General features: G+C 60.7%; 14 protein-coding genes. 7 read left to right on the plus strand and 7 right to left on the minus strand.

Features of this window, described 5'->3' with window-relative positions; genetic code table 11:
* Both WA989_RS16720 and WA989_RS16725 read right to left on the minus strand, forming a co-directional pair.
* The coding region (locus tag WA989_RS16720) for an SDR family NAD(P)-dependent oxidoreductase (RefSeq protein ID WP_424341614.1) at window positions 1-416 on the minus strand (416 nt) is incomplete at its 3' end.
* Between the two features lie 136 nt (window positions 417-552).
* Window positions 553-2760: a prolyl oligopeptidase family serine peptidase gene (locus WA989_RS16725; protein ID WP_424341615.1), complete on the minus strand. Its 2208-nt coding sequence runs from the start codon at window positions 2758-2760 to the stop codon at window positions 553-555.
* 86 nt (window positions 2761-2846) lie between these two features.
* Here WA989_RS16725 and WA989_RS16730 point away from each other — a divergent pair, with 86 nt between their 5' ends.
* The 3 genes from WA989_RS16730 (at window position 2847) to WA989_RS16740 (ending at window position 5621) form a co-directional block, all read left to right on the plus strand.
* The gene (locus WA989_RS16730; protein ID WP_424341616.1) at window positions 2847-4574 is read left to right on the plus strand and encodes an amidase; all 1728 of its coding nucleotides are present in this window, start codon (window positions 2847-2849) and stop codon (window positions 4572-4574) included.
* On the plus strand, window positions 4574-5053 hold the full coding sequence (locus WA989_RS16735) for an arsenate reductase ArsC (RefSeq protein ID WP_424341617.1): 480 nt from the start codon (window positions 4574-4576) through the stop codon (window positions 5051-5053). Before WA989_RS16730 ends, WA989_RS16735 begins: the two co-directional genes overlap by 1 nt.
* Before the next feature lie 103 nt (window positions 5054-5156).
* Complete coding sequence (locus WA989_RS16740; RefSeq protein WP_424341618.1) at window positions 5157-5621, plus strand: hypothetical protein; 465 nt, start codon at window positions 5157-5159, stop codon at window positions 5619-5621.
* Here WA989_RS16740 and WA989_RS16745 read toward each other — a convergent pair.
* Window positions 5618-6130 carry a hypothetical protein gene (locus WA989_RS16745; protein ID WP_424341619.1) on the minus strand — a complete coding sequence of 171 codons (513 nt, stop codon included), beginning with the start codon at window positions 6128-6130 and terminating at the stop codon, window positions 5618-5620. The genes WA989_RS16740 and WA989_RS16745 overlap by 4 nt on opposite strands.
* A gap of 55 nt (window positions 6131-6185) precedes the next feature.
* A complete protein-coding gene (locus WA989_RS16750; RefSeq protein WP_424341620.1) occupies window positions 6186-6593 on the minus strand; it encodes a hypothetical protein in 408 nt (135 codons plus the stop codon).
* 108 nt (window positions 6594-6701) lie between these two features.
* Between WA989_RS16750 and WA989_RS16755 the strand changes: the two genes are divergently transcribed.
* Window positions 6702-7160, plus strand: a complete 459-nt coding sequence (locus WA989_RS16755) for a winged helix-turn-helix transcriptional regulator (protein WP_424341621.1) — start codon at window positions 6702-6704, stop codon at window positions 7158-7160.
* Here the strand turns inward: WA989_RS16755 and WA989_RS16760 are convergent.
* From WA989_RS16760 to WA989_RS16770, 3 genes are all read right to left on the minus strand, one after another.
* The gene (locus WA989_RS16760; protein WP_424341622.1) at window positions 7157-8686 is read right to left on the minus strand and encodes a pilus assembly protein TadG-related protein; all 1530 of its coding nucleotides are present in this window, start codon (window positions 8684-8686) and stop codon (window positions 7157-7159) included. The genes WA989_RS16755 and WA989_RS16760 overlap by 4 nt on opposite strands.
* A 247-nt stretch (window positions 8687-8933) precedes the next feature.
* Window positions 8934-9479 carry a DUF1465 family protein gene (locus WA989_RS16765; protein WP_424341623.1) on the minus strand — a complete coding sequence of 182 codons (546 nt, stop codon included), beginning with the start codon at window positions 9477-9479 and terminating at the stop codon, window positions 8934-8936.
* Window positions 9480-9578: 99 nt separating this feature from the next.
* On the minus strand, window positions 9579-9749 hold the full coding sequence (locus WA989_RS16770; protein ID WP_424341624.1) for a DUF1192 domain-containing protein: 171 nt from the start codon (window positions 9747-9749) through the stop codon (window positions 9579-9581).
* A 113-nt stretch (window positions 9750-9862) separates the two neighbouring features.
* Between WA989_RS16770 and WA989_RS16775 the strand changes: the two genes are divergently transcribed.
* The 3 genes from WA989_RS16775 (at window position 9863) to WA989_RS16785 (ending at window position 13111) form a co-directional block, all read left to right on the plus strand.
* Entirely contained in the window at window positions 9863-10840 is a 978-nt protein-coding gene (locus tag WA989_RS16775) for an NAD(P)H-quinone oxidoreductase (RefSeq protein ID WP_424341625.1), read from the plus strand.
* Window positions 10841-10971: 131 nt separating this feature from the next.
* On the plus strand, window positions 10972-12384 hold the full coding sequence (locus WA989_RS16780; protein WP_424341626.1) for an HWE histidine kinase domain-containing protein: 1413 nt from the start codon (window positions 10972-10974) through the stop codon (window positions 12382-12384).
* On the plus strand, window positions 12374-13111 hold the full coding sequence (locus WA989_RS16785) for an N-acetylmuramoyl-L-alanine amidase (protein ID WP_424341627.1): 738 nt from the start codon (window positions 12374-12376) through the stop codon (window positions 13109-13111). The genes WA989_RS16780 and WA989_RS16785 overlap by 11 nt, the downstream gene beginning before the upstream one ends.
* Window positions 13112-13178 lie beyond the last annotated feature (67 nt).

Below are 13178 nucleotides of genomic sequence, written 5' to 3' on the forward strand. Positions count from 1 at the left end.
GTGTTGACCACCGAGCCGCCGCCGCGTTTCTTCATGTACGGAATGGCGAGCTTGGTGCCGACAAAGACCGATTTGAGCAACAGGCCCATCGTGGCGTCCCAGCCGTCTTCATCAAGGTCCTCGACCCCGGTCGGCGTGCCGCCATGGCCAGCATTATTCCACAGGATATCGAGCCCGCCAAAGGCGTGTTCTGCCGTATCGAAAAGCTGCTGGAGGTCCGCCGTCTTCGTCACATCGCAATGGACGTAGCGCACTCTGTCAGACCCGAACCGCGTTTCCAGCGCCTTGCCTTTTTCGTCCTGGATGTCACCGGCCACCACATTCGCGCCGGCCTCGACAAAGACCTCGACGCCTGCATAGCCAATGCCGCTTGCGGCACCCGTAATGATCGCGTTTTTTCCGGTGAGATCACCCATATTTTCCTCCAGTCATTTTGAAGGAAATGGGCGCGGACAAGCAGGCCAAGTCAAGGCTCGCGTCGGGGAAGCTGAAATCGGTGGCCAGAAGGGGATCCGGCCCTCTCCTCGTCAGGAAAGGGCCGAACCAGGGACGTTACCGACCGGCTGTGGGGAATAACCGGCGGTTCAAATAAGTATATTCCAACGCAGACCTGCGAGCCGTCTCTTTTTGATTGGCTGCTGCAGAATGGCCCCCGTCGATATTCTCATAATAAAAGAATGACTTATCGGCAAGCTCAAAAAGATGGGCCATTTTTCTGGCATGGCCGGGGTGGACCCTGTCATCCTTTGTCGATGTCAGAAAGAAGGGGGTCGGATAGTCGGCCTCAGGGTCGAAATTCTGATAGGGCGAGATGGTTTCGAGGAAGGCCCGTTCTTCGGCAATTTCCGGATCGCCATATTCATCAACCCATGAGGCGCCTGCCAGAAGCTTGTGATAGCGCAGCATGTCGAGCAGCGGCACCTGGACCACGACCGCGTCCCAGAGGTCAGGCCGCTGGGTCAGCATTACCCCCATAAGCAGTCCGCCATTCGATCCGCCCATAATGCCGAGATGATCGGTCGATGTGATCCCGCGGGAAATCACATCCTCACCGACGGAAATGAAATCATCATAGATGATCTGGCGTTTCTGCTTGAGGCCAGCCTGGTGCCATTCCGGCCCGAACTCGCCGCCGCCGCGGATATTGGCGAGCACATAGGCCCCGCCCTCTTCCAGCCAAAGCCGGCCACGCACGGCCGAATAGGACGGGTTCATCGAGACCTGGAAGCCGCCATAGCCATAGAGCAGCGTCGGCGTCGTCCCGTCCAGCTCGATGTCGTCCTTGTGGATCACGAAGTACGGTATTTTCGTGCCATCGGTGGAGGTCGCAAAGAATTGCTCGACCGTCAGGCCTTCCGTATCGAATTTGGCAGGCAGGCTCTTCAGCGAAGAGACCTCGCCCGTTGCCACATCATAACGCAGCAGCGAATCCGGGGTGAGGAAGCCTTCATAGTTCAGGAACACCGTGTCGACATCCTTGTCGGCAAAGGCAATGCCCGCCTGGCCTGTGCCCGGCAGTGCGATTTCGCTTGTCGTCCATTCGCCATCGCCGGGCTCAAGCTTCAGCACCTTGCCGACAACATTCTCCTGGATCGACAGGAGCGCTGCGCCATCGGCAATCGCGACGCCATTTACCGCTTGCGTCTCATCCGGGCTGAACACGAGCGAGACGGCGGGAAGCGCGCGCGTCTCAAGGAATTGTTCGAGGTCGAAGGCGACAAGATCGCCGGATTTGAACGCAACGGGCTGGCCTTCGGGGGCCCAGTCCTGTTGCAATGAAAACAGGAACTGACCTTGATAAATACCCTCGGGCGAGGACTTTGTCGGGACCGGCCATTGCACAGGCTCGCTCTCGCCATCGGGCAGCCACCAATAGCTCGACGTGAAGAAGGTGTCGGCCTCGACGGCGCCCTGCAGGCGTCTGCCATCTTCAAGTTCGAGTACAAAAGGCCACACGCCGACATCGGTGTGGTCGCCGCGGATCACCTCAACAGCCGACTCAAGCGGCGTGCCGCGCGTCCAGCGCTTGACCACGAAGGGATAGCCAGACTCCGTCGTCGTGCCCTCTCCCCAATCCGTGCCGATCAAGACCGTATTTTCATCCACCCAGGACAAGCCCTGCTTGGCTTCCGTCGTGACAAAGCCGTCCTCTACGAAACTCTTGGTCTCGAGATCGAATTCGCGCTGGATCACGGCATCCTTGCCACCATCAGACAGCGAGACCATGCAAAGCCATTTGCCGCCGTCTTCCGGCTGGAAACAATTCGAGCCCTTGAAGACCCAGTTCTTGTCTTCTTCCTCAGCGAGCTTGTCGAAGTCCAGGATGGTTTCCCACTCCGGATCATCCGTAGCGTAGGAGTCGAGCGGTGTGCGGCGCCAGAGGCCGCGCACATTGGTGTCGTCCTGCCAGAAATTATACACCCAGCCATCGCGGATCGAGCCATAAGGGATGCGCTCATCAGACGTCAGCACATCAAGCGCGTCCTGATAATAGCCGTCATAAAGCGGGTCTTCCTGGAGGTCGCCGAGCGTGCGCTCATTCTGGGCGCGAACCCAGTCCAGCGCCCGGTCGCCCTCCACCTCTTCAAGCCACTCATAGGGGTCGTTCTCCCAGGTCGGCATCACAAATTCTTCAGCGGTCTCGGTCTCGGCAACAGTCACGTCGGTCGGGCTCTCCTCATTAGTGAGACTGGTCGTTGTGTCGGTCTGGCAGGCTGCCGCGAGCAGGGCGGCGGCCATTATGCTCATCGATACACGCATACGGGGACTTCTCCATTCAGCACTTCTGGCAATTGCGTGTACTAAGCTTAATGTGAAATCCATCAAGGGAAACCGGGGAAACGGTCATGAAAGTCACGACGCGGCGTAACCTCTTGAAAACAGGAGCGGCCGGGCTCGGCGGACTCGCCGCGCTGGCTGGCCGTGCCGGCGCGCAGGAGGCTGAGTTGGGAAAGGTCACGAAAACCGGACTGATTGAGGCTGAAAAGATCGCGGGCGTCACATTCACGGACGCCGAACGCGACCAGATGCTACCGACCATTGAAGAGCAATTGAATGCGATCCAGCAGCTGCGCGCCTTTGAGAAGCCGAACACGCTGGCCCCCGCCCAGACGTTCGATCCGCGCCTGCCGGGACACGCCTATGACCTTCAGGTCGGGGCGTCCTCGCTCGTCACCTCGCCTGTGCCCCAGCGGCCCTTGCCCATCGACGAAGCCGACGTCGCCTTTGCATCGGTCCTGCAGCTGTCCGCCTGGATCAAGGCCGGTTTTCTGACATCAAGACGCCTTACCGACATCTATCTCGACCGCATCAATCGCCTCGATCCGACGCTCCACGCCTGGATCACTGTCATGCCGGAACGGGCGCGGGCCGAAGCCGAGCAGGCCGACACGGAAATCTCCCGCGGGCAGCATCGCGGCCCCCTGCACGGCATCCCGTATGGCCTGAAGGATCTGTTCGATGCCAAGGGCGCCAAGACCACTTGGGGCGCCCAGCCCTATAGCGAAGGCGCCGTCGCTGAAGCCGATTGCACCATTGTCGAGAAACTCAAGCTGGCGGGCGCGGTCCTGCTCGGCAAGACGAGTTGCGGGGCGCTTGCCTATGGCGACATCTGGTATGATGGGGTCACCCGCAATCCCTTCGATCCGCGTGAAGGCTCGTCAGGCTCCAGCGCCGGCTCAGCCAGTTCCGTCGCAGCCGGCCTCTGCGCCTTCGCCATCGGCACCGAAACCCTTGGCTCGCTCGTCTCTCCGTCTCATCGCTGCGGCGGATCGGCCCTGCGTCCAACTTTCGGACGCGTCTCGCGCGCGGGCGGCATGGCGCTCTGCTGGTCGCTCGACAAGGTCGGCCCGATGGCGCGCAGCGTCGAGGATCTTGCCGTCGTCATGGGTGCGATCAATGGCTATGACCCGAAAGATGCCAGCTCGATCGCGACGGGTTTTTCCTACCAGCCCCGACGCGACTTTTCGGGCCTGAGAATCGGCTTCGATGAGGCCTGGCGGGAAGGCGCGACAGAGGCGGAACTGACGGCGTTCGATCGGGCGCTCGCCCTCGGGGCAGAACAGGTTGAGTTCAAACTGCCCGATCTGCCCTCAGCCCCGCTCGTTCAGCAGCTGATGGCCGAAGCGGCGGCTGCTTTCGACGACCTCACCCTCTCGAACCGCGACGATGAGATGGTCTGGCAGGAAGAGGCGGCCTGGCCGAATGGCTTCCGCGCCGCCCGTTTCCTGACCGCCATCGATCTGATCCAGATCGACCGCCTGCGCAGACGATGGATGCAGGAGATGGACAAAGCGTTTGAAGGCATAGATCTCGTGATTGGCCCAAATTTCGCCTCCGGCATGCTGACGCCAACCAATTACACAGGCCATCCCAGCCTTGTGATGCGGGCCGGTTTTCAGGAGACAAAGCCGCGCACCATGTTCGGGGCCGTGGAAGATTCTGATGCAGCGCCGGCGCAAACCCCGGTCGCGGTCTCGCTCTGGGCACCGCTGTTCAGGGAATCGACCCTGCTCGCCTTTGGCGCTGCGCTCGAAGACGAGTTGCGCGTCGCAGACACCAGACCAGCGCTCTGATGACACGCAATGTCCTGATCCTCTGCACGGGCAATTCGGCCCGCTCCATCATTGGTGAGGCGATCGCGTCCTCCCTTCCGGACATGCGCGGCCACAGCGCCGGATCGAGCCCGCGCGGCGAGGCTCACCCCATGGCCTTGCGCGTGCTTGCGGCCAAGGGCCATGACATCTGGGAGCTGTCGTCGAAAAGCTGGGACGTGTTTGCCGAGCCCGGCGCGCCGCGCATGGATGTCATCATCACCGTCTGTGACAATGCCGCAGGCGAGACCTGCCCCTATTGGCCGGGCCACCCGGTCCAGGTTCACTGGGGCCTGCCGGATCCGGCGAATATCGAGGAAATGTCCCAGCAGCGCGCCGCCTTTGAAGACACCTATGACCGGCTGAAACGCCGCCTGACCCAGCTCGCCGCGCTTGATTTCAACACGCTGAGCGACCGGGACCTCAAGGAAGCGGCGCAGGCGATCCACGACAAGCGCTAGCCATTCTAATCTTAGTGGTGATGCGGCCGGGGCACGCCGATTCCATTTGCCGGATGCTGGATAACGTGGCTTATAAAGCGGTGTTTTGGGTGAAGGACGGACCGTGAAATATCTTATCGCAAGCCTCGTGGCCGCTATCGCAGCGCCGATCTCGCAGGCCGACACGCCAAAAGACCTCATCGGCAACTGGCAAGCCGACTGCGACGCGTGGGGCACACCTGCTCTCTGCGAGGTGTCGTGGAGCGAGGGCCTCACCGGCGACTTCGTCGAAATTGACTATACGATCACGTCTGCGTCGGACGGCGCGCCCATCTTTGCCGGCCAGGGCGTCTACAAGATCGGGGAGACAGACCTTGAGGGGTACTGGTCAGACAGTGGCGGCGCGGTCCATCCGCTCGCGGCAACGTGGGAAAACGGAACCCTCACCACACATTGGGGACGTGCCGGGCACGCGCAGGGCCGCTCGAAATACGAACTCACGGACACGGGATTGCGCGTCACCGATTGGGCGCTCACCGAAACCGGCTGGCAACAATTCATGCAGGTAGATTATTCGCCGGCGGGCTAGCGGGCCTTCAACACTGTCTTCCAGAAATCAACAGAACTCTCGATCAGCTCCAACGAATGGGAGACCGCGGCCGCATCACTCGCCTCGACCATGCTTGGCCGCACAGGTTGGGTGAGGAGCAGATGGCGCACCAGTTTCACTGCCGTCAGCACACCGTCCGGGAGCATATCAGCCTCAAGATGCAGACCGCCCGGCCTTGGATGCATCACATCGTTTCGTGCCGCGACCACACGTTCCAGCGCGCGATGATCATCAGGTTTCATCGGCGCGGTATAGGGCTGGGGCAGGATCGCCGGATCGGCAACGCGCACAACCAGTTCATTCGGGCCGGGCATGGCTGGCATATCGGCGCCCGCTTCTGACAGGGCCAGCACGCAAGCCTGCTGCACCATCAGGATCGCGCCGCTGACCAGCCATGTCACCGACGTCTGATCATCAGAGACAAGCGCGGCATGGACGGCGGTAAAGCGGGCCGATTCATTGATCAGCGAGGGAAGCGATTGCGCCATAAGGCGCGGGTCTAGTCGAACTTGGCGCTGAGTTCCAGCTGGCGAGCCGGCAGGATCATGAGCGTCTGGCCTGCTCGACTTCCCGCTCGATGGCGCTCGCAAAGGCCTTTGAGCCGTAGCACCGCAAGCTGAGCGATGCCTCCTCCGTCTCCAGGTCGATAATGCTCGTTGCTATGCCCTTTCGCCAGCTCACCGCCTTGATGTCTGAAAGGGGAAATTCGACCTCAAGCGTGTCTGCACTGACATGCACGGCGCGATTGAGCGCGTTCGGGCGGAAAATCACGCTGTCTTTCGTGAGCCAGGCCGTGCCGCCCACCCACATTCCGCCCATCATCTTCTTTACGAGGCCGAGCCCCAACTGGCCGGGCCCGGAGAGCAGGCGTTTGGCCCCGGGATTGGCGGCGGCGTCCTTGAACAGCGCGTTTACCAGCTTCTTTTCAATAATTTTCTGAGGCTCGGCCATGTCCAGATCTCCCCCGACACGCGAATGTATCACCGCGCTGAATGAACAGGAAGCCGGGAGGCCGCGAAAGTGCTGGATTTGGATTGCGAACTCATGCAGGGTCTAATCATGATACCCTTGTCTCGCAAATCGCCTGTCCCGCCGGAAGACTGCAACCTCGCCAAGGCTGTCGAGCAGATCGGCGACCGCTGGACGCTGCTGATCCTGCGATCGGCCCTCTATGGCGTTCGCCGCTTCGACGATTTCCAGACCGAGCTTGGCACGCCGCGGACAATCTTGTCGGGCCGCCTCAAATCGCTTGTCGATACAGGGCTTCTGAAGAAGCGCGCCTATAAGGTCGAAGGGCGCCGCGCGCGCCCTGAATATGTGTTGACCGAAAAAGGCGAAGCCCTTCGCCCGATCCTGATCGCCTTGACGCAATGGGGCGATGCGTGGATCGGCGACACCGGCCAGCCGCCCGTCAGCTTTACAGATGCTGGCACGCGCCAAGCCGTTCGCGCCGCCTTCGTGAATGAAACGGGCCGCGAGGTGCCCACCGGCAATCTCAGGATTGTCCTGCGCCGTTAGCGCGAGAGATAGAGGTCCAGCACATCATCGGCGATGTCGCTGAACGCCGCTTCCAGTTCGTCTGCATCCGGCACGTCGAGATAATGGCCGGGCGAGGAAGCGCAGGCCTCCAGCAGCGCCTCGGAGCGGGCGTCACCGCCGAGTTCTAGCCGGATCGTATAGATCACAATGCCCGCCTGCTTGGCATTCTGGCAGGTTTCGAGGGTGCGCTTGTCCATCTCCTCATAGACGTCGTTCTGTGACGCGCCATAGGCGAGGTTCATCCGGCCATTTGCGAGATAGCCATAGGCCGAGTAATCGCTTCCGCGGCCATCGCTGCGGGCGCCGATCTGATTGTTGCCGTCAGACAGAAGCACGATGATCTTCTGCGTTTCGTCATCCTCATACTCCACGCCCTGATCGAAGGGCGCCGTGGGCGACAGGGTGCGCCAGGCCCAAGCGATGCCTTCAGTAATATTTGTGCTGCCTTCTGCCGATAGGAGGTCGATCTCGTCGGTAATGTCTTCCGCCTCTGTCGTCAGCGGAATAACCGGGCGCGTGCCACACATGAAGCCTGGTCCGATGGGCGTGGTGATGTCCCAGTAATAGTCGTAATCCGACTTCGTCTCGACCGGTTCGCTGGTCATCTCGACACCGGCTGACAGGCCGTATTTGGCGATGTGCTGGATGATTGTCAGGATGCTGTAGGACGAGGTTGAATCGGCAAGATAATCGTTCGGATAGCGGTAGCGGTTGTCCGGCTCGTCGGGATAGAAGGACGGCGTGAACAGGGTTTCGGGGTTAGAGAGGTCTGGCTCTGTGTCTTCTGTATCGTGCGGATATGTGCGCGCCTCGACACAGCCCGGCCAGGTCTTGCCGAGTTTCTCATAAAGTGCGCGGCGGTCGATCCCGGGGATCAGGTTGGTCGCGCTGACAAGCGATGCGCCCGATTTATCGATCCAGCTGGCATTCGCATTGACCGGATCGACATTCACCCAGGTTGCAAATGGCACCAGCGAGAATTTGCGCCGCTCCGGAAAGTCGGTCCCCTCTGCAAGCTTGTTGACGAGCAGGACTGACGCGTCCTGCATCTGTTCAAGCTTGTCCCCTCTCATCGAGCCCGTCGTATCGAGCGCCAGCGCCATTTCGATGCGGCTGTCGTTGAACTCGACCCCGGATTCGCGATGAATATTCATTTCCTGAATGCCGGCCAGGCCGAGCAGGGTCGTCTCGATGGTTACATTGACATTGGCTGACAGGGAATTGCCGTCCCTGAGAAATCTGAAATAGACGAAATCGATATTCCGGGCGGCCATTTCGCGCCGGAAGAGGGATTTTGCGTCCGCCTCAAGCTCGCTATCAGGCCGCTTGCCGGTTTCATGCGCCACATAGAGAAGGGCCGCGTCCAGGGCGGCCTGCGTTTCGACCGTCGCGGTGCGATGGCGTGTAAAGTCGATGGCTGCGCCGACAATGATCATGATCGGAATAATGCAAAGCGCGAATATCATCGCCGCGGCACCGCGTGTGTCTCTTAGGAAGATCAGCATATCTCTTTCCCGCACTGACCGACAGGATTAGGCCCAAGCCCTTAAACCGGACTTGTGGCGACCTTCGAAATTTAACGAAACGGAGTAAGCATCCGCCGCTAGCGCGAGAGGTTGCCACGAACATCAGACTTGAACGACATCTTGTTCTCCAGCGCTTTCGCGAGTCTATAGCGCAAACGGCTGAAAACGTGATTGTCTGATTGTTTGAAATTAAACCAATTTTTCGGCTCCGGCCGAAATGTCAGGCTTAGCGCGCCCGGCCCCAGACGCGGAGCGGATCGAAGGCGCCGTCTTCTGCAGCCGCTTTCAGTTCTTCGATCTGGCGCATCACCGGGCTGGCTTCATCGCCGGCCCCTTCGAGATAAATCGCCGCGTCGAGCCTGCAGATCCGGCTGAACAGGTTTTCGGCATTGTCGACAAGATCGAGAAACGTGTCCGGCAGGCCAAGACCGCGCTGTTTGGACGGGTCGAGCGGCGGACCGTCCCGGCTGATCCGGTATTTGCGAGCTAGCGCATCTTCGCGCTTCATGTCGCCGTCACGCACCGCACGCTGCATGACCAGCCAGCTGGCCGCCTGCATCAGTTTTGTCGTCAGCTCCATGCTCCAGGCCGCATAGGTCAGGCTCGCCTCGCGCGGCAGGGTCTTTGACATGTCGCGGCCCGGACCATCGAGATAGGAGGCGGTCTCCTCGACCAGCGCCATGCCATCGGCAAATACCTTTTCGAATACACGGCTTGCCGTGAAATCCGGCATGTGGAGATCTTCATCAGTCCTGTCAGGAGAGGCGGCCATCTGGTCTTGTCCCGGCTAATCAGTTTTGGCGCGCGCCGGCGCCATCAGTCTTAAGCTTTAGATCATATGGGGTTTAAGGGGTCTTAAGACGCAGCCGGGTTACAGCTTGAAAATATCGTCTGCGGCCGAGGAATGCGCCTGCTTCTTGCGGATTTCCGCCTCGCAGGCCTCGATCTCGGCTTTCAGCGTCTCGACCCGTTCCTTCAACTCCTCAACGGAAAACACTTCCAGATCGATCTTCTTCGGCTTGACCGGTTCGTCATCAAACATTGATTGAGCTCCCATGCGCCTCTAGGTGTGCAGCCCCAAGGCAAGGACAGAGCCGCCAATAAATCAAGGCAGCTCTGGCACCTGCAGCAAGTCTGGCGCGAAGGAGCCCCCACATGAGCACACAGATGAAGGCGATAGTCGCAGAAGAGGGAAAGCCGCTCGCGGTCGGAAACGTCGAACGCCCGGAGATCGGGCCCCATGACGTGCTCGTGAAAGTCGCCGCCGCTGGCCTGAACCGCGCCGACCTCGTCCAGCGTGCAGGCCACTATCCGCCCCCGCCCGGCGCATCGGACATTATGGGTCTGGAATGTGCCGGCACGAGCGCGGCGGTTGGCACAAAAGTCACCAAATGGAAGGAAGGCGACAAGGTGTGCGCGCTTCTGGCTGGCGGCGGATACGCCGAATTCACAGCCGTCGACGAAGGCTCGCTCCTGCCTGTCCCGGACACTCTCAGCCTGCTCGAAGCGGCCGCCCTGCCCGAAGCCATGATGACGGTTTATGCCAATATCTTCATGCGCTGCAGCTTCCAGGAGGGCGACAGCGTGCTCATCCATGGCGGCACATCCGGCATCGGCTCCATGGCGATCCAGATGGTCAAGGCCGCGGGCGCCAGCGAGATATGGACGACGGCCGGCACTGATGAGAAATGCGAGGCCGCGAAAGGCTTCGGCGCGACCCGCTCCATCAACTACAAGAACGAAGACTTCGAAAAGATCGTCCGCGATGGCGGCGGGGCCGACGTCATCCTCGACATGGTCGGCGGCGACTATGTCCAGAAGAATATTTCGGCGGCCAAAGTGAATGGCCGGATCTGCAACATTGCCTATCTCAACGGCCCCAAGGTCGAGCTCAACCTGATGCCGCTGATGCTGAAACGCCTCATCCTGACGGGCACGACACTGCGCGCCCGGCCTGTAGAGGAGAAAGCCGAAATCCGCGCCGCCATCGAAAAGCAGTTCTGGCCCATGGTCGCGTCCGGCGAGATCAAGCCCGTCATCGACGAGGTCTACCCGTTCCCTGATGCGGAAAGCGCGCAGGCCGCCATGTCCAAGGGTGGCCATATCGGCAAGATCCTTCTCGACCTCGGCTGAGCAGCCCTGCATGCGGCGGACGGGGGCCGGGCCGGCTTGCTGACGAATGAGTCGCGCACACGCTTTTCGTGTGTTAGATCAGGTGCGATGCCCGGTAGATTAGTATTCGCAGGGACACTTGGAAAACATGAATGACTGAACGTTTCGACGACCTTCGCCGGAGTATCGCCTCACTTGAGCTGGACTTCCATGCGATGGCGAATTCCATTCCCCAACTGGCCTGGATGACGCGGCCGGATGGCTGGATCTTCTGGTACAATCAGCGCTGGTTCGACTATACCGGCACGACACTCGAGCAAATGCAGGGTCGAGGCTGGACGGACGTTCACCACCCTGATCACGTCGATCGTGTGGTCGAGCAGTTCGACAATTCCTTCAAGTCCGGTGAGCCCTGGGAAGATCTGTTCCCGCTTCGCAGTAAATCTGGCGAGTATCGCTGGTTTCTGTCGCGCGCCTTGCCCATTCGGGACGAACATGGCGAAATCCAGCGTTGGTTTGGCACGAACACCGATGTCACCGAGCAAAAGAAAACCGAGGAACGCCAAAGCCTCCTGATGCGCGAGATCGACCACCGCGCCAAGAATGCGCTCACTGTCGCCCAGTCTGTTGTAAGCCTGACCAAGGCGGACACGGTCGAATCCTACAAGGCCGCCGTCGAGGGACGTATCGGCGCCCTGTCGCGCGCCCATAGCCTGCTCGCCGCATCGCGCTGGGACGGAGCCGATCTCAAATGTCTGATTGCAGAAGAAGTCGACCCGTTCAGCGACACTTATGGCGACCGCGTCTCCTATTCAGGCCCGTCTCTCATGCTGGAGCCGGCCGCGGCTCAGTCGGTCGGTCTGATCATCCATGAACTGGTTACGAATGCGGTCAAGCACGGCGCCCTCGCCACCCCATCCGGCAGCCTGCACATCAGCTGGAAGATCGTCGATCATGCAATTCGAATCGAATGGCGCGAATCGGGCGCCGAGACTGTCGCGGAACCGAGCAGCGCCGGCTTCGGCACCACGCTTCTCGATCGCCTGGCACGCGACTTTATGGAGTGCGAAATTGAGCGCAGCTGGAGCGAAGACGGCCTGACCGCCGTGATCAGCTTGCGCAGGCCCAAGGCGTCTCTGGCAGCCTCTGGGCCCCGCCCGGGCCCACAACGCGCGCAAACTGAGTCACAATCCACCAATCTGCCATCCGTCCTCATCGCCGAGGATGAAGTCCTGACGGCGATGGATCTTGAATTCCGGGTAAGTGACGCCGGTTACCGCGTCATCGGCCCGGCCAGTTCTGTGGAAGAAGCGCGGTCCATGATCGAATATGATCTGCCGAAGATCGCCCTCCTCGACGCCAATCTCGGCGGCGAGCGGAGCTTCAAACTAGCCGCAGAGCTCAGGGCTGCCGGTGTCGAGATTGTGTTCTGCACGGGCTATGAAGAGCTGGAAGACCTCTCCGAGAGCTTGCGCGATTGCCCGATCATCTCCAAACCTTTCCGTGATGAAGACCTGCTCGGCGCCCTGCAATCGGTCCGCGAACGCCTCGAAAGTGTCCGGTAGAGCAACTGGCGAAACTCTGCGCCGCCGGGGAGCCGTCCTCGCGATCGGGCTTCTTGCGACACTGACGGGCTGTCAGGCATCGCACACGCCGCCAGAGGTGCCCGTCCCTGCAGAGGCCGGGGCCACACCAGACCCGGCCTTGCCCGGCCCGAACGCACCATCGGTCCAGCTCGACATTGACCGCCTGCCGGAAGACTTCGTCCACACGGGCGGCGAACCGCGCGACGCCGCCGCCATAGACATGATCGTCATCCACACGATTGGCGGGCCACTCTGCGAGGGCGGCGCCATCCGCTTTGCCGATATCACGCGTGATGCGGTCTTCTGGCGCGACTGGTTTCTCGCCCAGGATGACAAGTCGATCCACTATATTGTCGGCCGCGATGGCGATATCGCCCAGCAGCGCCCGGACCTCAGAACAGCCGGTCATGTCAGCTATCATGGCATCAAGCCCGACGTGAACAAGCGCTCGATTGGCATAGAACTCATCAACGATGGCGATGGCGAGGACCCGTTTCCCGCCGTCCAGATCGAGGCGCTGACAGCGCTCGTGAAAAATCTCAGCACCCGGTACAGCCTCGGCCCGGATGATATACACAGCCATTCCGAACTCGACCCCCGAAAGCTCTCCGGCTGCGGTGACAATTACAGGCGCGTCGATCCCGGACCGCTCTTTCCGATGGATGAACTCAAGGCGGCGCTCGCGAACTCAGGAGCCGGCCGGTAATGCCTTGTCAATCAGGGTTAACGGCGGCTTAACCAAAACGGCGCTCTGATATCCCCTCACAAGCAAC

It is taken from the genome of Henriciella sp. (genome assembly GCF_049649345.1).
Taxonomy (GTDB): domain Bacteria; phylum Pseudomonadota; class Alphaproteobacteria; order Caulobacterales; family Hyphomonadaceae; genus Henriciella.